The sequence below is a fragment of the Corynebacterium sp. MSK039 genome, assembly GCF_030232315.1.
Lineage (GTDB): Bacteria > Actinomycetota > Actinomycetes > Mycobacteriales > Mycobacteriaceae > Corynebacterium.
Genome location: NZ_JASPJL010000007.1, coordinates 1 through 21,122 on the forward strand (window position 1 = coordinate 1; position 21,122 = coordinate 21,122).

General features: G+C 67.1%; 15 protein-coding genes. 2 read left to right on the top strand and 13 right to left on the bottom strand.

Going from position 1 to position 21,122, the window contains the following annotated elements; all coding sequences use genetic code 11:
• Window positions 1-169 precede the first annotated feature (169 nt).
• The 5 genes from QP997_RS06290 to thrC all read right to left on the bottom strand — a co-directional run bounded on the left by QP997_RS06290 (window position 170) and on the right by thrC (window position 5,523).
• Window positions 170-916 carry a hypothetical protein gene (locus QP997_RS06290; protein ID WP_284846583.1) on the bottom strand — a complete coding sequence of 249 codons (747 nt, stop codon included), beginning with the start codon at window positions 914-916 and terminating at the stop codon, window positions 170-172.
• The gene (locus QP997_RS06295; protein WP_284846584.1) at window positions 913-1,761 is read right to left on the bottom strand and encodes an ATP-binding cassette domain-containing protein; all 849 of its coding nucleotides are present in this window, start codon (window positions 1,759-1,761) and stop codon (window positions 913-915) included. Before QP997_RS06295 ends, QP997_RS06290 begins: the two co-directional genes overlap by 4 nt.
• A complete protein-coding gene (locus QP997_RS06300) occupies window positions 1,758-2,120 on the bottom strand; it encodes a GntR family transcriptional regulator (protein ID WP_070761250.1) in 363 nt (120 codons plus the stop codon). The genes QP997_RS06295 and QP997_RS06300 overlap by 4 nt, the downstream gene beginning before the upstream one ends.
• A 570-nt stretch (window positions 2,121-2,690) precedes the next feature.
• Window positions 2,691-3,683, bottom strand: coding sequence for a 2-dehydropantoate 2-reductase (locus QP997_RS06305; protein ID WP_284846585.1), 993 nt, complete (start codon window positions 3,681-3,683; stop codon window positions 2,691-2,693).
• A gap of 388 nt (window positions 3,684-4,071) precedes the next feature.
• On the bottom strand, window positions 4,072-5,523 hold the full coding sequence (gene thrC, locus QP997_RS06310; RefSeq protein ID WP_284846586.1) for a threonine synthase: 1,452 nt from the start codon (window positions 5,521-5,523) through the stop codon (window positions 4,072-4,074).
• Window positions 5,524-5,591: 68 nt separating this feature from the next.
• Between thrC and QP997_RS06315 the strand changes: the two genes are divergently transcribed.
• Window positions 5,592-7,157: a glycosyltransferase family protein gene (locus tag QP997_RS06315; protein WP_284846587.1), complete on the top strand. Its 1,566-nt coding sequence runs from the start codon at window positions 5,592-5,594 to the stop codon at window positions 7,155-7,157.
• A 194-nt stretch (window positions 7,158-7,351) separates the two neighbouring features.
• On the opposite strand, the gene QP997_RS06320 is transcribed toward QP997_RS06315, so the two are convergent.
• The 7 genes from QP997_RS06320 to QP997_RS06350 form a co-directional block, all read right to left on the bottom strand.
• Entirely contained in the window at window positions 7,352-8,098 is a 747-nt protein-coding gene (locus tag QP997_RS06320) for an AAA family ATPase (RefSeq protein WP_148820617.1), read from the bottom strand.
• A 45-nt stretch (window positions 8,099-8,143) separates the two neighbouring features.
• Window positions 8,144-8,989 carry a fructosamine kinase family protein gene (locus QP997_RS06325; RefSeq protein ID WP_284757889.1) on the bottom strand — a complete coding sequence of 282 codons (846 nt, stop codon included), beginning with the start codon at window positions 8,987-8,989 and terminating at the stop codon, window positions 8,144-8,146.
• A gap of 54 nt (window positions 8,990-9,043) precedes the next feature.
• Complete coding sequence (locus tag QP997_RS06330; RefSeq protein ID WP_148812171.1) at window positions 9,044-9,601, bottom strand: VanZ family protein; 558 nt, start codon at window positions 9,599-9,601, stop codon at window positions 9,044-9,046.
• 11 nt (window positions 9,602-9,612) lie between these two features.
• Window positions 9,613-10,887 (bottom strand): MFS transporter, encoded by a 1,275-nt coding sequence (locus QP997_RS06335; protein ID WP_284846588.1) that lies wholly within the window; start codon window positions 10,885-10,887, stop codon window positions 9,613-9,615.
• A gap of 3 nt (window positions 10,888-10,890) precedes the next feature.
• Window positions 10,891-12,150, bottom strand: coding sequence for a dicarboxylate/amino acid:cation symporter (locus QP997_RS06340; RefSeq protein ID WP_284846589.1), 1,260 nt, complete (start codon window positions 12,148-12,150; stop codon window positions 10,891-10,893).
• 303 nt (window positions 12,151-12,453) lie between these two features.
• Window positions 12,454-16,095 (bottom strand): bifunctional [glutamine synthetase] adenylyltransferase/[glutamine synthetase]-adenylyl-L-tyrosine phosphorylase, encoded by a 3,642-nt coding sequence (locus tag QP997_RS06345; RefSeq protein ID WP_284846590.1) that lies wholly within the window; start codon window positions 16,093-16,095, stop codon window positions 12,454-12,456.
• A 121-nt stretch (window positions 16,096-16,216) separates the two neighbouring features.
• Window positions 16,217-17,557 carry a glutamine synthetase family protein gene (locus QP997_RS06350; protein ID WP_070757708.1) on the bottom strand — a complete coding sequence of 447 codons (1,341 nt, stop codon included), beginning with the start codon at window positions 17,555-17,557 and terminating at the stop codon, window positions 16,217-16,219.
• A 60-nt stretch (window positions 17,558-17,617) separates the two neighbouring features.
• Here QP997_RS06350 and panB point away from each other — a divergent pair, with 60 nt between their 5' ends.
• Window positions 17,618-18,454 (top strand): 3-methyl-2-oxobutanoate hydroxymethyltransferase, encoded by an 837-nt coding sequence (panB, locus tag QP997_RS06355; protein ID WP_012360542.1) that lies wholly within the window; start codon window positions 17,618-17,620, stop codon window positions 18,452-18,454.
• 153 nt (window positions 18,455-18,607) lie between these two features.
• Here the strand turns inward: panB and QP997_RS06360 are convergent, their stop codons facing one another.
• The gene (locus QP997_RS06360) at window positions 18,608-21,115 is read right to left on the bottom strand and encodes an HAD-IC family P-type ATPase (protein WP_284846591.1); all 2,508 of its coding nucleotides are present in this window, start codon (window positions 21,113-21,115) and stop codon (window positions 18,608-18,610) included.
• Window positions 21,116-21,122 lie beyond the last annotated feature (7 nt).

Here is a 21,122-nt window from a genome sequence, read left to right on the forward strand (position 1 = left end):
GTGTCCCTATCAGCTGTCATCGAAAGTCCTGGCACCCGGCGGCAACACCCCCCGGATTATGGAAACTACAGGGCAGGTAAGCCATACCGGGACCAGCGACTATCCCCATTATCGGGGACACTCACAAGGTAACGGGCTAGTGCTCGGCCACGGCCCCTGGCGCTCGGGGCTAGTGCTCAGCCACGCCGCCTCGCGGCTCCGGGGCCGCGCCTGGCAGCTCGGGGACCACCGCTGGCATGGGGCGGCGCTCCGTCCTCAGCGCCCACGCCAGCACCAGCCCGGACATCACGCACACGACCACAGCGAACATCGGTACGCCGGGCCACGGCGCGGCGATGTTGACGTCCAAAACCATGAACACCGCCCCAACACCGTAGGCCACAACGAAACTACCCACCGCAGCAACAACGCACGCCCGCGTCCCCCGCGCACCGGAGACCGCGCCCAGTGCGGTGCCTGCCACCGTGCCCATCAGGAAACTGAGGAACACGCACAGTCCGGTCAGCGCAAACGTCCCCACCGGCATGCCGGGGCCGTCGCTGGCGTAACGCACGCCGTCGGCAACCTCGTAACCATGCGCCTGGACAGTGAAGGAAGCAAAGTCCTGGTAGAAGGTCGGATTCCGATCCGCCACAATAATCATCAGCGTGACCAGGACCGCGGCCAGAAGCGACACCACCACAGCAGACACGGCCGCGGAGCGCACCCAGCGGGTACTGCTCACCCCGAAATCGCGCAGCCGCACCGAACGCGCGGCCGTCACCGCGAACAGCACCGCGAGCACGAGAATCGCGAGCATCGCGTTCTCCGTCCCGCGGGAGACAACCAGGCCGCCGAAGCCGGCGAGCAGAATCGCTCCCGCGCTCACGCCGAGGAAGGTCCGCGGGTTCGTGGCGCTAAAAACTCCGAGTGTCATTGTGCGCTCCTTTCGATATAAGCGCTGGTACTGGCCAGGTCGATCAGTTCCGCGGGGTCGAGGTAGCTCACCTCAACGCCGAGAGTGCGCGCATGCTCGGCAGCCGACGCGCTCAGCGGTGCGGCGAGCACGAGCTCGCTTCGGTCGCCCAGGGTTTTCCGCGAGAAGACGGGCAAGTCCGCGGCGATCCGCCCCACCTGCTCCGTGAGACCCCGCAGCACCGGGTGGCGCGTGCGGAGGTGCTCGACGTCGAATGGGCCGTGCGGCTCGTGGTTATGGATGACGATCAGCGTCTCCACCAGGCCCGCGAGGTCCTGGGAGTGCTGGGAGGTCAGGACGATCGTCCGTTCCGGGGCGGTGGTGGACGGCGCTGCGTCCGTAGGTGGCGCAGCGTCCGGGGACGGGACGACGTCGATGTCGGCGTCGTCGGTGTTGGCGGTGCCGGTCGCGGCGTCGGCGATGATGTCGTCGTCCGCGATGGCGTCGATGAACATGCTGCGCAGACGGTTGCGGAACTCGACGTCGAGGCCGTTGAAGGGCTCGTCGAAGAGGAGGGCCGGTTGGCCGGAGGCGAGGGCCGCGGCGGTGATCACCATCTGGCGTTGCCCAAGGCTGAGGCTCTTCATCGGGGTGGTGGCCGGGAAGTCGAGGAGGGATTCGGCGCGGCCGATATCGAGCTCTGACCAGCCGGTTTTCGCGATGGCGAAGTACTCGCGCGGGGTGGCGCCGTAGAGGGCGGCGTCGGGGGCGGCCTGGGCTAGCGCCGTGCCAGGGTTCTGGCTGAGGGTGCGCAGGTAGTAGGTCTTGCCGGCACCATTCGGGCCGATGACTCCGTAGATGCTCACTTCTCCTCCTTCAGCATGGCGATGATCTCCTCGAGCGAGAGGCCGAGGGCGGCGGCTTCGTTTTTGAGGGGGTCGATGTAGGTGCGTTGGAATGCGCCTTTGCGCTCGCTGCGGATGCGCTCGCGGGCACCCTGGGTGACGAACATGCCGAGCCCTCGTTTCTTTTCGACGAGCTTTTCCTGTGAGAGTTCCGTCATGGCTTTGGCAGCCGTTGTGGGGTTGACCTGGTAGAACTCCGAGAGCTCTTTCGTGGATGGGGCCCGTTGGTCGATGGCGAGCTCCCCGGACAAGATCATGGACTTGAGGTCCTCCGCGATCTGTATGTAGATCGGGCGAGGATCCGCTGGATCAGTCTGCATGACCACCTCCCTGGTTATGGGGTTTACCATGTAGGTCATAAACCTACGGGTAGGTGTGGGCTGGTGTCAAGGTTTTGCGGCAAAACCGCGCGTTGACGCAGGTCGCAGTGAAGCGCAGCGCAGCGGCTCGGGGCCGGGTGGCCTCGTGACCGGGGCAGGCTGGGCTTGCCGGCCCCTATGCCCGTTTTGGGCTGCAGAATGTCACAAAACCCGCGAAAAGTGGCACGCCACAGCCCAAAACCAGATTCGTGGCCACCACCTGTTCCGAACGCATCGCGCAGAGCCCCGTAAAACTCACGCCCCGTGGCCCAATCCCATGACCCAGCGCGGCCGGGGCCGGGGTCTACCCCTGGTGGGGCGTGCTGAACCCCTCCCGGCCCGTTTTGGGCCGCAGAATGTCACGAAACGCGCAAAAAGTGACACGCCACAGCCCAAAACCGGGCTCGCGGCCGGGGTGGGCTCGGGGCTGGGGTGGCCCAGGGCCCCAACGCACGTTTTGCAGAGTGTAATGCCGCTTTTCGCCCGATTTCCGGCATCAAACTCTGCAAAACATGAATGGGTGTGTGGCACCTAGCCCTGGCGGCCCTCGGCCTGCGCCTTGATCTGGCCCTCCAGCGCGCCCTGCATCATGTCGTGCAGCGGCGTCGGCACACCAACGCGCGCAGCCATGCGGCGCACCGCGCCCACCTGCGCATCCAGCTCATTCGGCAGCCCATCGCGGATATCGCGCTGCATCGAGCTCGTCGCGGAATCCGGCTGCTTATCAGTGAGCGCCATCGTCTTTTCCACGATGTCCTCCGGCAGCCCCACGCCGTGCGCCCGCGCGGCCGCCTCGTACTCCCGCATCAGACCCTCGAGCGTGCTACGCAGCCCCGGCTTGCCCTCAGCACCCTCTTCCCGCAGGAAGCCCAGCGGCTGGTGAGCCAGCGCACCCAGCGCACCCGTCGGCGTCACGAACATGGCCTTGGACCAGATCTCCACGAAGATGTCATCCCAGACCTCGGACTTGAAACCCGCCTTGACCAGCGCCTCGCTGAGCTCGCAGGCCACCCGGTAAGCGTGGCTATCCTGCGCACGATCGAAAGTGCCGATGTTCAGCACCTTCATCCCCGGCAGGAACTGCGCGGTCGCCGGCCCCTTGTGCACGAAGTAGCCGCGCACGATGCCCGGAATCACGTTCTCCTCGCCGTACTGCTCCGCGACCAGCTGCGGCACCTCCACCGAGTTGTGCAGGGTCACGATCGGCACCTGCTTACCGTCGGCGGTCTTGATGCCGGAGACGTCCGGGAAGGAGTCGTTGCCCGGCAGGGACTTCGTCGCATTGATAATGACGTCCAGCCCGCCCATCGTCTCCGCAAGTTCCTCGAAGCTTTCCGCAGCGGCGACGTTGGAGACCACCGAGGTCTCCTCATTGTCATCGATGAGCGTTAGGCCCTTGGTGCGTAGCGCGTCGAGGGTTTCGTTGCGGGCGACGAAGCCAACCTCCTGGCCCGTCTCGGCCATGCGACCGCCATAGTATGCGCCCAGCGCACCGGCACCCAGAAAACCAATCTTCAAAGCCACGCCTCCTCAAGGCTCGCGAAAACAGTTGCGAGCCCCACCATACTTCGGTGGCATGAGCGGTGGCGCGGGCGGGCAGCCCCGCCGGCCCAGGCCAGACCCCTGCTCCCAGCCCGGCCGAGGACTCCGGCCCCCTGCGCCCATCCCAGCGAGGCCCCAGCCCAGCCAGCACCCCAGCCGGGCATAGGCTCCTACCCCTCTCGGTCCAAGCTCCTATTCCCGCTCAGCTCGGCAAGTACCCCTAGCTCGTCCAGCCCGGCCGAGGACTCCGGCCCCCTGCACCCAGCCCGGCGAGGCCCCAGCCCAGCCGGGCGCCCAGCCGTGCCTAGGCCCCTAATCCCGCTCAGCCAGGCCCCGACCTAGCCCCCGCGCCCGGCCCAGGCAAGACCCCCTAGTTCTCCACTTCCTTGGTCTCCGCGATGGAGTCCAGGATGTACTGCTTCACACGCTCAGCGTCGTTCGGCAGGTCAACCACGTGGCGGTCAGCGTCCATAATCCCGGCGAAGCGCTCCGGAACCTCAGGGACCTCCCCGATGGCCTCCTCGATGGTCTCCGCGAACTTCACCGGCAGCGCCGTCTCCAGGACCACGATCGGGCCCTCAACCTGGTCACGCCACTGCTGCGCGGCCTTCACACCATCGGCGGTGTGCGGGTCGATGATCACGCCCAGGCGCTCGTGCAGATCCCGAATCGTCGCCACGCGATCCGCATGCGAAGAGGTACCGGACGCGAAACCGTACGTCGCCGCTGCCTCCGGGAACGCCGGATCGTCGGCCAGGGAGAACCCGCCCTCGCGCACCTTCACACCGAACAGGTCCGCCACCCGATCGGCGTCCCGACCCAGCAGGTCGAAAACGAAACGCTCGAAGTTCGAGGCACGGGAAATATCCATCGAAGGGCTGGAGGTCTTCAGCGTCTCCGCGGAGCTGCGCACCCGGTACTCGCCGGTGCGGAAGAACTCATCCAGCACGTCGTTTTCATTCGTCGCGACGATCAACCGCGCGATCGGCAGGCCCATCTGCTTGGCGATGTGGCCTGCGCAGATGTCTCCGAAGTTGCCGGTCGGCACGGAGAAGCTGATCTTCTGGTCATTCGACTCCGTCAGCTTCAGCCAGGAGGAGATGTAGTACACGACCTGGGCCATCAGGCGCGCCCAGTTGATAGAGTTCACCGCACCGATGCGGTTATCCCGCTTGAAATCCGCATCCGCGGACACGGCCTTGACCACGTCCTGGCAGTCATCGAAGACCCCGTCCAGGGCGATGTTGAAGATATTCGGGTCATTCAGGCCGAACATCTGCGCCTGCTGGAAGGGCGTCATGCGCCCGGCCGGGGTCAGCATGAACACGCGGATCCCCTGGCGGCCACGCATGGCGTACTCCGCCGCCGAACCCGTGTCACCGCTGGTTGCGCCCAGGATGTTCAGGGTCTCGCCGCGGCGGGCCAGCTCGTACTCAAACAGCTCGCCGAGCAGCTGCATGGCCATGTCCTTAAAAGCAGCCGTCGGTCCCTCCGAGAGGTGGCCCAGGTACATGCCATCCTCGAGCTCCGTGACGGGGACGATTTCCTCGTGCGCGAAAGCCTTCGTCGTATATGCCCGGGCCGTGATGGCCTCCAGGTCCTCGGCCGGGATGTCGTCCACAAAAATCTTCAGCACCTCGGCAGCCAGCGCGGCATAGCCCTTCTCCGCGAGCAGCTCGCGCCACTCGGTGAGGGTCTCGTCGCTCAGCTGCGGGTACTCGGCGGGCAGGTAGAGGCCGCCGTCCGGGGCCAGGCCGCCCAGCAGGATGTCCGAGAACTTGGCGGGGGTACGGGAAGAATCACGAGTCGAAATGTAGTCCACGTCTCAACATCCTAGAGCACGGTCCCGACATCGGGTGAGACCAGCCGAAACAGGCTAGACTAACCTGCGTGAAACAGCCCCAGCCCACCCCCCGACGCGAATCCTTGCGGGAGACGTCTGCGTCCAACGTGGCGTCCTCCAGCACTTCAGCGACCACCGGGGCGGTGTCCGATGGGGCGCGTTCCGGTGCCACAGCGACCAACGGGGCGGTGTCCGACGGAAGGACGTCCAACGGGGCGACGTCCGGAACAACGACGTCGCGAGCAGTCACGGCGAGTCGGAAGGTCACGGCAGAGCGTCCGGCGACGTCGGGGCGGTCGGTTGCGGAGTCCCGTCCGGCGCGGCCGGTCTACCAGTCCCCCATCGCGGTGTGGGTCTGTTGGCTGCTGGCCAATATCTTCCAGCTGTGGATCGTGGTCACCTACCGCTGGGGCACCGAGGACCTGAGCTACTACCGCAACGGCAGTCTGCTCTCCGGCCCGTTCGGCGAACACATCGTCGGCATCGGCGGCAGCCCCACGCCGTTGAGTGAGTACCCGGACGTCGGCGTGTGGCCCATCCGCGCGGTCAAAGCCGTCGCGGACGTGCTGGCGCCCGGCAGCGAGAGGGCATTCTTCCTGATCTTCGCCCTCGCCTGCTGTCTGCTCGGGGCGCTGTTCACCGGGTATCTGCTGCGTCTGGGGCGTTTCCTCGGGGCGTGGACGTGGGTCGGCGTGAGCTTCGCGATCGGGCCGATCCTGCTGACCCGGCTGGACCTGATCCCCGGGCTCGCGGTCGGTGTGGGGGTGGCTGTGGTGGTCTCCCACCCGCGGGTCGCAGGCGCCTTGTTGGCCTTCGCCACCGCGTCAAAGCTGTGGCCGGGGGTGTTGGCGGTTGCCCTCGTGGATCGGTGGGACGCGCGCGGCACGTGGCAGCGGCTGGGCTTCTTCGCCCTCACGCTCGCCGTGCTGGTGGGTATCACCACCGCCACCGAAGGCTTCGAGCGCGTCATCAGCCCGCTGACGTATCAGGACGTCCGCGGCCTCCAGGTGGAGTCGGTCGCTGCGACGCCGTTTACCTTCCTCTCTGCCTTCGACGATCGCTGGGAGATCAACCTCTCCTCCTCCAAGAGCTACGAGGTCACCGGGCCCGGGGTGGAGTTGGCGATGCACGCCGCCACCGCCGTCATGGCACTGACCCTGCTGCTGGGCGTGTACATCGCGCTGCGGCACTTCCTCCGCGGCGGGTGGAACACCGAACGCGCCCTGGCTGCGGCAACGATGCTCGTGGCCCTGCTACTGCTCGGCAATAAGGTGTTCTCCCCGCAGTACGTGCTGTGGCTGGCGCCCCTGATCTGCTTGGCCATGCCTGCAAGGATTGGGCGGCGCGGTGTGCGCGGCGAGGATGCCCGGTGGCGGGACGTACTACTAGACACCAGCGAGGGCGCTCCCCCGGTACTCGGGGTGCTCATCGTAATCATCGCGGGTCTAAGCTTCCTGGTCTTCCCCATCTCCTATGGTTGGCTGGTTTCCTCCGGCCCGGCGGGGATCCCGGCAAGCATCCTCGTGGTCCGGAACCTGCTGTGCATCCTCGTGGCGGTCATCGCCGTGCGCTGGTGGCTGCGGGTTTCCCGTCCCGGCGCGCGGGTTGCGTAGCCTCAGCCTTCCGCGCTGAAGACACGGCGTCGGCGTTCCCCGGCGCGCGGGCTGTATTTGGTGCGGCTTGGGCGCGTGTCGGCGAGACTACGGCGTTCCCCGGCGCGCGGGCTGCGTAAGCCCCGAGGTCCTTCACACCGACCCGGCATGCCCAGCAGGACGCCGGCTGGTGACGTCCTGAAAAAGAAGAAGGCCTACTCCCCCAGCAGGAAGTCCACGGTCCCGTGGGGATCAGCGAAGAACTCCGCGAGCGCGGTGAAGGCCTCGGTCTGCTCCAGCGCGGTGGTGCGGATGCCGCGGTCACCGATCTCGTAGATCGTGGTGCCGGGGAAGGCCATGAGGATCGGCGAATGCGTGGCGATCACAAACTGCGCGCCCTGGCGAACCTCCTCGGCGATCTGGCCGAGCAACGCCATCTGACGGATAGTGGACAGGCCGGCCTCGGGCTCGTCGAGGAGGTAAAGCCCGGCGCCGTCGATGTACTCGTGGAAGATGTCGAAGATCGACTCCCCATGGGAGCGGGCGGTGATGTCCCAGTCTGCCTCCAGTCGGTTTCGGCCCGCGGCCTCCATCGGCGACTGGTTGTGCAGCACCTGGGTCAGGTGGCTCTCCGCGCGCAGGAAATAGCCTCGGAGCAGCGGCTGCGAAAGATCCGCCACGAGGTCGCGGACCAGCGGCGACTCGGTGCCCGTGCTCGCCTGTTTGAACGGATCGTCCAGGCGGCCCCCGGTGGCCCCGAAGCCCAGTTTGAGGGCGAGCGCCTCCAGGAGCGTGGACTTTCCCACGCCATTTTCCCCAGAGAGCACGGTCACCGGCGAGGGGAACTCCAGCCGGCCGCGCTCACGAAGATCAGCGACGACCGGCATCTGGTGCACCCAGGAGCTGGGCTCGCGCAGCACGTGGCGCAGCCGGATGGAGCGCAGCGGGAGCGTGGATCTCATGGGCTTAAGCTTAGCGGGAGGCGGATGGCGGGCTGCGGGTAGTGGCTAGAGCGCGAGGCTGCGGTGCACCGCCGTCATCGCCTGGCGCACATAGGAACCACCGAACACCGCGACGTGCAGGAAAAGCAGGTGCAGCTGATGCAGTGGCACGCGCTGCCGCCACGAGGAATCCCAGCCCGCGGCCTCCTGATACGCACCCAAGATGAGCTCCTGGTGGGCGATGCCGAACAGCTGCAGGGCGGCCAGGTCCGTCTCCGGGTGCCCGCCGTGTGCGGCCGGGTCGATGAGTACTGCGCCCTCGGGGCTCCACAGGACGTTGCCCGCCCACAGGTCGCCGTGGCAGCGGGCCGGGGCCTGGGTGCCAAGGGCGTCGAAGTCCCCGTCGCGCAGGAGCTCCAGCAGCGTACTGACAGCCTGCTGGTCCTCGTTCGACAGGCCACCCCAGGCGGGCTCGATCAGGGGCTCTAAGAGGTTCGCGTAGAACTCGCCCCAGCTCTCCCACTGCCCCAGCGGCAGCGGCAGAAGGTGCTCGTTCGGGCCTTGGTAGCCGCTCCCCTCCCAGGGCTCGCCAGCGGCGTTCACGGGGCCGGCGCCGAAACACGGGGCGCCCGCGGCGTGCGTGGCGGCTAGTTCGCGACCAAAGGCCTCCGCGGCCTCCGGGGTGGGTCGGGTCTCCTGCACCCGCTCCAGGACGACCATGTCCGGGGTGCGCTCCACGACGCCGACCACCCGGGCGCCCTGAGCGGCACGGGGCCCGTCACCGTCCCGGGCGACTCCGCCACCGTCCTTCGCGGCGGCCCCGCCACCGTCCCGGGCGGCAGCCAGCCACTCCAACCCGGCAGCCTCCCACGCGCCGGTGCGCCCCGGATTGTGCTTGGTGAACGTGCCCATCAAATCACTCCCTGACTCACTGCCCGCTGGCGGGTGTTGTGCTTGCCTAAAGCTTTAGCCGACGACCTTCTCCGGATCCCCCAAGCGGTCGCCTAGCCCCACCAATACCGCGAACACCACACCGAGTGCCAGCGCCAGCCACACCCACACCTTGTGCCAACGCGGCCCCATCTTCACCGCAAAATACGCGCCCAGGAACGCGCCCAGTGTGTTGCACCACCAATCGTCCACCGAGGTACGCCCCACCGAGAACACGTACTGGCAGACCTCGATACCCAGGCTCAGCAGGGCCGCGATCCACACCGCCCGCCACACGGGCCGGTTCACCCCGAAAAACACCACAACCAGCAGCATGCCAAGGGGAACGAAGAAGGCCACGTTGCCCACGTAGTCGAAGACCACCCCGAAGATCGTCGGGGACTGCCCGACCAGCTCAAAAGGAACCAGCAACAGCTCGCGCACCCGCTGATTCTCCGGCTTCCACAGCAAACCGATCTGGTAGAAGCTCTTGCCCACCGTCAGCGCCAGGACGACGGCCACGTAGGCGCCCAGTGCCGTCAGCTGCAGCGCGCGGGCTGGCCGGGCTGGATCGTGGGATGTAGTGCGAGACATGCCACCGAATCCTAGCGACGCGGCCGGGTGGCCACCACTCCAACCAGGCCCAGCGCCCACACGCCGAGCACCACGAACCAGCCGAAGCGGAACTCCGCCCAGGTGTAATCCCCGTTCGGAGCAGCCAGCGTCAGGTAGATCCCCATCGCCTGGTTCGCGGCCATCCCGGCCAGCCAGCCGCCCATGTTCGCCAGCCCCGTCGCGGTAGCCACGAACTCACGCCGGCACTCCTCGCGCACCGAATCGAAACCGATATTCGCCAGCGGCGAAACCACCCCCATCACCACGTTCATCACGAACGCCGCAGCGGCCGTCCGCGGTTCCGGGGAGATGAAGAACAGCAGCCACGCGGCCGCACCCAGCGACGTCCCCACCACGATGGCCTTCCACCGCGACCGCCCCAACCGGGCGGACAGGAAGCCCACCAGCACCCCACAGACCGCCATCGCGAGCGTGGAGGCAGAAATCGCCCACCCCGCGGTGGCCTTATCCATGCCCATGCCCAGCGTCATGATCGGCATGCCCCACAGCAGAGTGAACACCACCAACAGGGACAGCCCCGACCAGTGGATGAAGAAGCCGTGCCAGGCGGTGCGGTTACCCAGCGCGTACTTCACCGCCACCATCGGCGAGGGGCCCGGTCCGTCTTCTTGATTGTCGACGCCGCCGCGTCGGCCGCTCGTCAGCTCACCCGGCGTATCCCACACGACGACGAAGGCCACGATCCCTACGAGCAACCCCACCGCACCCAGGGACACAAAACCGATGCTCCAGCCCGCGGAACCAACCAGCGCGAGGAAAGGCACCGCGGAGAGGAACTGACCCAACTGCCCCACCGCCCCGGTGGCCTGACCGAACAGTGGCGCTGTGCGCAGCGGGAACCAGGCAGGAATGATCCGCATGACGGACAGGAACGCGGTGGCGTCCCCCGCACCGACCAGCACGCGGGCAGCCACGGCCACCGGGAAGCTCGTCGTGAACGCCAGCAGCACCTGGCCCACGGCCATCAGCACCGCCCCGTAGAGCATCATCTTCCGCGGCCCCAGCCGGTCCACCAGCAGGCCGGCGGGGATCTGGGCGAAGGCGTAGGTCGCCAGCTGCACGGTGGTGAACACCGCCAACTGCCCGGCGTTGATCTGGAACTGGTCGAGGGCATCCACGCTGACCACGCCCAGGGAGGTGCGTCCCAGCACCGCCATGACGTAGACGAGAACACCCGTAACCCAAATTCCCACCGCCCGTGGGGTCACGGTGGTGGGAATGGGGCTGTTACTGGCAGAAGTCACGGTTTACGCGTCGCGTTCCTCATTCTCAGCAGCTGCGGCAGCGCCAGCGCCCTGCAGCTCCGGATCGTCCTCTGGAATCTCGATGCCCTTGACCCGCGATGCCAGGCCCTGGACCACACGGCCCACGGCCATATCGCCGGTGACGTTCGCGGCGGTGCCGAAGGAATCCTGCGCCAGGTACAGGGCGATCATCAGGGTCAGCATCGGCTGGTCGAAGCCCAGCATGGACTCCAGCACGCCCAGCGCGGTCATCACCGCACCACCCGGGGCGCCTGGGGCGGCGACCATCATGATGCCCAGCACCAGGATGACCGGGATCATCTGGCCGACGGAGATCATCTCACCGTGAGCCAATGCCCACACGGCCATGGAGCAGGCGGTGATGGTGATGATGGAGCCAGAGAGGTGAATATTCGCGTTCAGCGGGATCAGGAAGTCCGCGAAGCGTGGGTGCAGGCCCGCCTTCTTCGCCGAGCGCAGGGTGACCGGAATGGAGGCCGCAGACGACTGGGTGCCCAGCGCGGTGACATACGCCGGCAGCATCGTGCGCAGCATCGTGAACGGGTTCTTGCTGGAGACCGCACCAGCGATGCAGTACTGGAAGACCAGCATGACCCAGTGCAGGACCAGCACCATGATGAAGACCTTCGCGAAGACCGCGAGGATGTTCGCCACCACACCGGCGTAGGTCAGGTTGCCGAACACGCCCATCACGTGGAACGGCAGCAGCGGGATGACCACGGAGCTCAGCAGGCGCTCGATGATCTGGCGGAAATCATCCGTCAGCTGGTACATCGTGCGGTCGGTCAGGCGGGTCATGCCCAGGCCGACGACGAAGGCGAGGATCAGCGCGGTCATGACGTCCATCACCGGCGGGATCTCGATGCTCGTATACGCCTCGACGAGGGCGTCCTCCGGGTTATCGGTTTCCATCAAGCCCTGGGCGCCGTCCAGCAGGAAGCGGAACAGACCGAAGGAGGTCAGCAGCGCCAGCAGACCCGCGATGACCGTCGAGGTGTAAGCAACGCCCAGGGACAGGCCCAGCAGCTTGCCCGCACCGCGGCCCAGGGAGCCAATGCCTGGAGCGATAAAGCCGAAGATGATCAGCGGGATGACGAAGCTCAGGAAGGTGCCGAAGATCTGGTTGAAGGTGGCTAGCGCGCGGACTGGCCACTCGACATCTGCGGAGCGGCAGATCGCGCCGACCACGATGCCGATCACGATGCCCGCGAGCAGTCTGACAATAAGGGGGATCCGGTTCACGAATACTCCTGCTGGGTTTATGGGGAATCGCCCGGGTAACGGGCGGGATCAGGGCACAGTTTAGGTTTCCATCCCCCAGATGGGTTAATTGACGGTGAACAATCCCCGCATCGGGACGCATCTCATCCCCCGAAGTAGGTAATCCTCGGGGGTATGCGGGGCCTCCGGGGTCCCAGGGGGCTACTTTCGCAGGCAGTCCGGTGCCCGCCCGAGCGGGGCTCAGCGCCCACCCGCCCCTGACCTCATCGTGGTGTCCATCCGGTGCCCGCACGGGCAGGGCCTGGCGGGCGGCGCCCCCACCCCCTACAACCGTGGCCGGCGCCCGCGGAAGGCCCGCACCACCTCGTCGCGGCGGTCAGCCGCCCAATCGCGATCCAACATGTCGCTGTTGAGAACCTTGTCCAGCTCGACGTGGTCGCCAATGCCGAAGGCCCGGGAGTCCTCCGGGTGGTGGTCCGCACCCCAGTCCAGCTGGTCCATGTGGTCGAATTCGCTGCCCTCGGCGTCCTCAACGATGTCCTCGCCCCAGAACACCCGGTCCACGACCGTGCGCGCCCGGCGCGTCTTCTTCAGGTAGTCGTCCAGGAACTCCTGGGACTCCTCGATCGGCCAGCCAGCTGCCGCTGCCACCTGGGCCAGCGGTTTGCCGGACCCCGGCAGCTGGTCCTTACGCTTGCCGCGGACCAGGGCGAGCGCGTTGCGGGCCTTCGTGGCGGTGATCCACGCTTCCCGCATCGTCAGGGCGTCGGCCTCGCTGATCAGCTCTTCGGCTGCCATCTCCTTCAGCACGCCCAGGGTGGAGGTGTTGCGCAGGTGCTCCTTATCGCAGTGCTGCATCGTGAGCAGCTGGGCGGTCCACTCCACGTCCGTAAGCCCGCCGCGGCCGAGCTTGGTGTGCAGGTTTTTATCCGCGCCCTTGGGCAGGCGCTCGGAGTCCACGCGCGCCTTCATGCGGCGGACCTCGCTGACCTGCTTGGCCGTTGCCCCACCCGCCGGGTAGCGGAATTGGTCGATCATCCGCAGAAAGCGCATGCCGAGGTTCTTATCACCGGCGATCCAGGTGGCGCGCAGCAGCGCCTGCAGCTCCCAGGTCTCGCCCCACTCGGAGTAGTAGCGCTCGTAGCTGGCCAGGGTGCGCACCAGCGCCCCGTTGCGGCCCTCCGGACGCAGGTTGCTGTCCACCTCCAGCGGCGGGTCCTGGGAAGGCTTGCCCAGGCGGCGGCGCACGGATTCGCAGATCGTGATCGCCCACTTCAGCGGATCCACCGCCTCGGTGCCACTACCTGCAGCGTCGGCGCTGCCCTCCTGCTTCTGCGCGCCGCTGTCGCCCACGCCCGTCTTCTCGACGTCGACGCCGTCCTTCCCGGCGCCCGCGTCCTTCTTGCCCTCGGCGGCCTCGGCTCCGTTCGTGCCGTCGCCGTCCTGCTCGACGGGTTCGGCGACGAACATGACGTCCGCGTCCGAGCCGTACCCCAGCTCCGCGCCACCCAAGCGCCCCATCCCGATCACCGAGATCGTGGCCGGGGCGTTGGTCTGGTGCTCATCCTCCCAGGCCCGGATCTCGGTCTGCAGGGCCGCCTCCAGCACCGCATCCCAGACCCAGGACAGGGACACGCAGACCTCCTCCACGCTCATCAGGCCGAGCAGATCGGCCGCCGCGATGCGGGAGAGCTCCGCCCGGCGCAGCGCGCGGGCCACGCCAATGGCCTTATCCGGGTCCCGCTGCCGGTTCGCCGCCGCGACCAGCGAGTGAGTCACCACCGCGGGCTCCCGGTCCAGCAGCTTTGGCCCCTTCGCCCCATCCGAGAGCAGCTTGACCGAATCAATGGAATTCAGCAGCAGGTCCGCCAGGAAAGGCGAGGTACCCAGCAGAAACATCAGGCGCTTGCCCACGATGTTCTCGTCGCGCAGCAGGCGCAGGAACCAGGAGCGGTCCATCGCCGCTTCCGAGAGCTTCCGGTAGGCCAGCAACCCAGCATCCGGGTCGACCGTGGCGGACAGCCACTCCAGCAGGCTGGGCAGAATGATCGCCTGCAGCTTGTGCTTGCGGGTCGTGCCATCGGCCAGTGCGCGCAGGTGCTCGAAGGCACGCTGCGGGCTTTCATAACCCAACGCAGCCAGCTGGCGCTTCGCCGCCTCCGGGGACAGGCGGACGGCGTCGGCGTCCATCCCGACCACAGACGACAACAGCGGGCGGTAGAACAGCTTCCGGTGCAGGTTCTGGATCTGCAGCGCGGACTGGCGGACATCCAACTCCAGCTGCTCCACCAGGGAACGCTGGGTCCCCGAAGCGTCCGTGGAGCGCACGCGGCCGGAGGTCTTGGCCAGCCAGCGGCGCTCCTGGACGTCGTCCTCCTCCGGCAGCGTGTGGGTCCGCTTCAGCCGGTGCAGCTGCAGGCGGTGCTCCAGCAGGCGCATGAACTCATAACAGCGGATCAGCACCTGGCCGTCCTCGCGGCCCACGTAGCCGCCGTCCACGAGCTGGCGCAGGGCTGCGACCGTGGCGGAGACGCGCAGGTTCTCGTCGGTGCGGCCGTGGACGAGCTGCAGGAGCTGGACGGCGAACTCCACGTCGCGGAGGCCGCCCTCCCCCAACTTCAGCTCGCGGCCGCGGATGTCAGCGGGCACGTTCTCGATGACGCGGCGGCGCATGGCCTGCACATCTGGGACGAAGTCCTCCCGCTCGGCCGCCGACCACACCATCGGGGCGATGGCCTCGCAGTAGTCTCTGCCGAGCTCCAGGTCCCCGCTCATCGGGCGGGCCTTGAGCAGGGCCTGGAACTCCCAGGTCTTGGCCCAGCGCTGGTAGTAGTTCACGTGGGAATCCAGGGTGCGTACCAGCGCGCCCCGCTTGCCCTCCGGGCGCAGGGCCGCGTCGACCTCGAAGAACACGCGGCTGCCGATGTTGATGAACTCACCCGCCCAGCGCATCGCACGGGCGTCCGCGGGTTCGGCGACGAAGATGACGTCCACGTCCGAGATGTAGTTCAGCTCCTGGGCGCCGCACTTGCCCATCGCCAGCACCGCCAGCCGGGCGGGCTGCTTCTCGTTCTCCGCCCCCGGCTTGCCGTAGACCGTGCTGCAGGCCACCGCGAGGGCTGCGGTGAGCCCTGCGTCTGCCGCATCTGTGAGGGCTAGGGAAAGCGATTCGAAGTCCAGGGCCTTCGGCGGAGTGTGGCCGCGCTCCACCATCGTGGATGCCAGGTCGATGGCCGCCACCCTGGCCAGCAGGTTGCGGTAGGCCACCATCAATGCCGAGTCCGCTTCGCTGCCGGTGATCGCCGCCTTGAAGGTCAACTCGCCGGCCCCGTCGACCGGCGTGGCCCCCACCGCGGCGAGCATCGCGTCCATCATTTCCTGGCGGCTGGGCATCGGGGCGGCCAGATCCACCCAGGTGACGGGGTTGGCCACCACGTGATCGCCCAACGCGGTACTGGCCCCGAGCAGGGCGAAGAGGCGGCGCCGGAAGTTGGGATTCTCCTCCACCGCTGCAAGCAGGGTCTCCGCCTTCACATCCGTGAACTGGGCGACCTGGCCCACCGGCACCCCCACCGCTGGGTCGATCTGGGAGGCGTCGGCCTGCGCGGCGTCCTGCTGGCCGGAACGTGCCGCGCCCTGCCCTGTATCTGTCCCACCCTGGCCCGCATCTGCCCCGGCCTGGGCAGCTGCAGCAGCGGCCACGGACTCCGGATGCGCCGCGCCGGGCACTGGCAGGTCGCCGGCTTCCTCCGCCGCCCGCAGAGCTTCGACCAGGCGCACGAAGTTATTCAGCGCCAGATCCGGGCTGCCGGCGGCCGCGAGCGTCCACAACAGGGAGGTGTGCTCCCGTCCGGTCCAACCCAGCATCTCCAGGTCCTCCACCGCGCGCTCACGGCGCAGACCCAACACCCGCGGGGACGGGACGTCGGAACGGGAGGTGCGGGGAAGCCCCTGCGACCTAGTCATAGAACACTCACTTCTTTAGAAAACGTCGATGGCGGCGGGCTGGGCGCATACCTTTCGGTCTCACCGTGAAACCGGAGGCCGCGCCGGGTAGCCAGGACAGAACCCAGCTACCCGCTGGGGCCTAGAACTCCAGGTGGTGGCGCAGCTCCCACGGGGAGATCTGGGACTGGTAGGCATGCCATTCCTGCCACTTATTACGCAGGAAGAACTCGAAGACATGCTCGCCGAGCGCCTCGGCCACCATCTCCGAACGCTCCATCTTCCGCAGCGCATAATCCAGGTCCGTCGGCAGATCCTTGAAGCCGGCGGCGATGCGCTCGCGGCGCGTCATCAGGGACACATCCTCCTCCGCCGGGGCAGGCAGCTCGTAGCCCTCGCGGATGCCCTTCAGGCCCGCGGCCAACATCACCGCGTAGCCCAGGTACGGGTTCATCGCCGAGTCCGGGGAGCGGATCTCCACCCGGCGCGTCGCCGCCTTGTGCTGCGTGTACATCGGGATGCGCACCATCGCCGAGCGGTTGGACGCGCCCCAGCTCGCCGCACGCGGTGCTTCCTCGCCGTAGGAGATGCGCTTATAGGAGTTCACCCACTGGTTCGTCACCGCGGTGAACTCCGGGGCGTGCTCCAGGATGCCCGCGATGAAGCTCTTCGCGGTGGCAGAGAGCCGGAACTCGTCGTCCGGGTCATGGAAGGCGTTATCCTCCCCCTCGAACAGGGAAATGTGGGTGTGCATCGCGCTGCCCGGGTACTGACTAAAGGGTTTGGGCATGAAGGTCGCCCGCACCCCATTGCGCCGCGCGACCTGCTTGATCAGGTAGCGGAAGGTCATCACGTGGTCCGCCATCGTGAGCGCATCCGCGAAGCGCAGGTCGATCTCCTGCTGGCCAGGGCCGTTCTCGTGGTGGGAGAACTCCACCGGGATGCCCATCCGCTCCAGGGAGTTAATCGCCTCGGCCCTAAAGTTCGGCGCATTATCCGTCACCGCCTGGTCGAAGTAGCCACCATTATCGGCGGGCACCGGCGGCTGGCCATCGGTATCGATGGACTTCACCAGGAAGAACTCGATCTCCGGGTGAACGTTGCAGCTAAAACCGTCCTCCGCGGCCTTCGCCAGCTGGCGGCGCAGCACCTGCCGCGGGTCCGCCCAGGAGGGCTGCCCATCCGGCATCGTGATGTCGCAGAACATGCGGGCGGAGAGGTAGCCATCCTGCTCCGCGCCGAAGGGCAGGATCTGGAAAGTCGAGGGATCCGGCTGGGCGATCGTGTCCGCCTCGAAGGCCCGCGAGAAGCCCTCGATCGCGGAACCATCGAAACCAATCCCCTCCGTGAACGCCCCTTCCAGCTCGGCGGGAGCCACGGCCACGGACTTCAAATAACCCTGAATATCGGTGAACCAGAGGCGGACGAAGCGGATATCGCGTTCTTCAAGGGTGCGGAGGACGAATTCCTGTTGGCTGCTCATGTCCCCCATCTTAGGCACTAGCCCGGACACGCCCAGGGTGCTTCTGGCACAATCACATTCATGGCTCGACAGGATTCCCCGCGTGGGTACATGGTTCCCACCAAGCAAGTTCGTATCTCCGACCTCACGGCGCGCAAGGCCAGCGGCGAGAAATGGGCGATGCTCACCGCATATGACTACTCCACAGCCGCAGCTTTCGCCGAGGCGGGCGTGGAATGCCTCCTGGTCGGCGACTCCGCGGCCAATGTGGTCTTCGGCTATGACCAGACCCAGCAGGTCAGCCTGGAGGAGATGATCTTCCTCGCCGCCGGCGTGGTCCGCGGCGCCGGCAACGCCCTGGTCATCGCCGACCTGCCCTTCGGCACCTACGAGGCCTCCGATGAGCAGTGTGTGAAGAGCGCCGCCGAGATGATGCGCCGCTCCGGTGCCGCAATGATCAAGATCGAGGGTGGCCGCCGCATGGCGCCCCGCATCAAGGCCCTGACCGAGGCCGGTATCCCGGTCTGCGCGCACATCGGTTTCACCCCGCAGTCCGTCAACCAGCTCTCTGGCTTTAAGGTTCAGGGCCGCGGGGATTCCGCCGCCCAGCTGCTGGATGACATGGCCGCCGTCACCGAGGCGGGCGCCGAGATGGTCGTGCTGGAGATGGTGCCCGCGGACGTTGCGAAGCAGGCCACCGAGCAGTTCCCCATCCCCACCATCGGCATCGGCGCTGGTCCGGACACCGACGCCCAGGTGCTGGTCTGGCACGACATGGTCGCCCTGCCAGAACATGGTCACCGCCCGAAGTTCGCCAAGCAGTGGGCCCAGGTCGGCGCGTCCCTGACGGATGCCGCCGCCTCCTATAAGCGCGAGGTCGCCGAGGGCACCTTCCCCGCCGAGGAGCACTGCTTCTAGCTACGCGCTCTTCTTTTAGGACGTCGCCACCTGGGCCAGCCACGGCCCCGGCAGGCGGCGTTTTTGCGTTGCCCAGTCCCCGACCGGGGCAGCGATCCCACACTGCCCAGCCGGATCAGTCAGCGCCGATGTGAAGTGGGGCTCGCGACGTCCTTAATCCTGGCGGAGGAGGAAACGGCGGGCCAGGAACTGGGAGAACTCGATCACCACGGCGCCACACAGCCCCACCACCGCGCCGGTGATCATCAGGCGAGTGTTACCGATATCTAGCAGCACGATCTCGCGGATCGGAGCGATCAGGAAGAGCACCAGGTAACCGCCGATGCAGCCGAACCACAGCGCCCACTTCCACGTTTTCATCGGGCGGGCCACGATGTTCAGCACCCACAGCCCCATGATGATCAGCGCCAGCAGCACCGCCGTGCCCGCCTGACGCTGCTCGGTCACGCTCGCCCCATCACCTGGGTAGATCACCAGCCACATGATCACCGAGCCCAGGCCCACAATTGCCCCGCCCGGGATCGCCAGCGACAGCACGCGGCGGACGAAACCATCCCGCGGCCGTTCCGTATTGGGAGCCAGGGAGAGGATGAACGCGGGGATACCGATGGTGAACCAGCCCGTGATCGTCACGTGAATCGGCTGGAAGGGGAAGGTCACGCCCGCCACGGCCACGACCATCGCCAGCACCACGGAGTAGACGGTCTTCGTGAGGAAGAGGTTCGCCACCCGCTCGATATTGCCGATCACCCGGCGCCCCTCGGCAATGACGTGCGGCATCGAGGAGAAACGGTCGTTGAGCAGCACCAACTGGGCCACACTGCGGGTGGCGGCGGAGCCGGAGCCCATCGCCACGCCGATGTCGGCCTTCTTCAGCGCCAACACGTCGTTGACGCCGTCGCCGGTCATCGCGACGGTGCGGCCGTGGGCGTGGAGGGCCTCGACCATCGCCTGCTTCTGCTCGGGCTTCACACGGCCGAAGACCTCGGATTCCAGAACGGCCTGCTCCATGTCCTCCGGCGCGATCTCGCGGGCGTCGATGGAGCTCAGCTGCTCGCCGGTGGCCTCCTTCGCAACCGCGGCGACGGAGCCGGGGTTATCGCCGGAGATGATCTTGACGTCCACGCCCTCGTGCTCGAAGTACGCCAGGGTCTCGGCCACATCGGGGCGCAGCTTCTGCCGCAGGACGATCAGCACCGGGTCGCCGAGCTCAGGAGTGGTGACGTTCGCGCCGTCCTCGTCCGGGTCCTCGACCTCGTCCAGCGCGCGCCCGAAGGCGAGGACGCGGCGCCCATCGGCCTCCTCCTTCGCCGCGACGTTGGCGGCGGGAGTGTCCTTATCAAGCAGGACGTCGGGCGCTCCCAGCACGAAGGTCGGACCATCCGCCACGCGAAAGCCGGAGAATTTATAGGCCGAGGAGAACGGGATCTCGCTGCCCTCGAAAGCCTGGGGCTGGGAGGACTGGAACTGGGAGGACTGGGGCTGGGAGGAGTCGGCGGCCTCGGAGCCCTCCTCCTCGGCGGGGCGCTCCGCCCACTCGTCGAGGCCCTGAACGATGGCCTCGGCCGTGTTATTCAGATCCGACTGGGAGGCGAAGAGGCGGCGCAGGTCGCGCAAGGTCTCAGCATCAGCGTCGCCGCCGTGTTCGTCGACAACCGCCTCCAACTCCATCTCGTTGCTGGTCAGCGTGCCCGTCTTGTCCGTGCACATCGTGTTCACGCGAGCCAGACCCTCGATGGCGACCAGCTCGTTGACCAGGGCCTTGTACTTGCCCAAGCGCACGATGCCCACCGCGAAGGCGATGGAGGTCATCAGCACCAGCCCCTCGGGGACCATCGGCACCAGTGCCGCGGCCATAGAGAGGATCGACTCCCGGATCGGGGCGTCCGTGCGGGTCAGCTGCGTGAAAATGGTGAGCAGGCCGGTGGGGATCAGCAGCCAGGTAATCACCCGCAGGATGGAGTTGATGCCGCTCATCAGCACCGAGTCAGTCAGCGAAAAGTCGCTGGCCTCTGCAGCCAGGCGGGCGGCGTAGGACTCCCCGCCCACCTTCTCCGCACGGAAGACACCGCTACCGTGTTTGACGAAGGAACCGGAAAGCAGCTCGTCGCCGGGGTTGTGCCGCACCGGGTCGGCCTCCCCGGTGAGCTGGGACTCGTCCATGGACAGCGAACCGGACAGCAGCGGACCATCGACCACGATCTCGTCGCCGGAACCGACGCGGATCAAATCCCCCTCGACGATCTCGCTCTGGGCGACCTCCCGTTCCTCCCCGTCGCGGATGACGCGGGGCCGGGACTCGGAGAGAATCTTGAGATTCTCCAGGGTCCGCTTCGCGCGGAGCTCCTGGATGATGCCCACCGCGGAGTTCGCGATGATCAACAGGCCGAAGGCGGCGTTGATCCAGGAGCCGGTGGCCAACACGATCACGCACAGCACACCCAGCATCGCGTTGATGCGGGTGAAGACGTTCGCGCGGATAATCTCCCAGGTCGTGCGCCCCGTGGTGCGGGTGGCCTTGTTGGTTCTTCCCGCCCGGGTGCGTTCCTCGACCTCGGCTGTGGTGAGTCCGCTCAGGTCCGGTTTTTCTGCGGTTCTGTGCTTGGTGCTGCGGGGCTCGCTGGCGCTGGGCTCGCTGGTGCTGTGTTCGGTGCTGCTCATGAACTAT

What these genes read in the sequence shown, in the direction of transcription:
- QP997_RS06320 (WP_148820617.1), bottom strand. Translation starts at nt 8,098, where the DNA reads ATGAGATCCACGCTCCCGCTGCGCTCCATCCGGCTGCGCCACGTGCTG.
- QP997_RS06325 (WP_284757889.1), bottom strand. Translation starts at nt 8,989, where the DNA reads ATGGGCACGTTCACCAAGCACAATCCGGGGCGCACCGGCGCGTGGGAG.
- QP997_RS06290 (WP_284846583.1), bottom strand. Translation starts at nt 916, where the DNA reads ATGACACTCGGAGTTTTTAGCGCCACGAACCCGCGGACCTTCCTCGGC.
- QP997_RS06360 (WP_284846591.1), bottom strand. Translation starts at nt 21,115, where the DNA reads ATGAGCAGCACCGAACACAGCACCAGCGAGCCCAGCGCCAGCGAGCCC.
- QP997_RS06350 (WP_070757708.1), bottom strand. Translation starts at nt 17,557, where the DNA reads ATGAGCAGCCAACAGGAATTCGTCCTCCGCACCCTTGAAGAACGCGAT.
- QP997_RS06300 (WP_070761250.1), bottom strand. Translation starts at nt 2,120, where the DNA reads ATGCAGACTGATCCAGCGGATCCTCGCCCGATCTACATACAGATCGCG.
- QP997_RS06330 (WP_148812171.1), bottom strand. Translation starts at nt 9,601, where the DNA reads ATGTCTCGCACTACATCCCACGATCCAGCCCGGCCAGCCCGCGCGCTG.
- panB (WP_012360542.1), top strand. Translation starts at nt 17,618, where the DNA reads ATGGCTCGACAGGATTCCCCGCGTGGGTACATGGTTCCCACCAAGCAA.
- QP997_RS06345 (WP_284846590.1), bottom strand. Translation starts at nt 16,095, where the DNA reads ATGACTAGGTCGCAGGGGCTTCCCCGCACCTCCCGTTCCGACGTCCCG.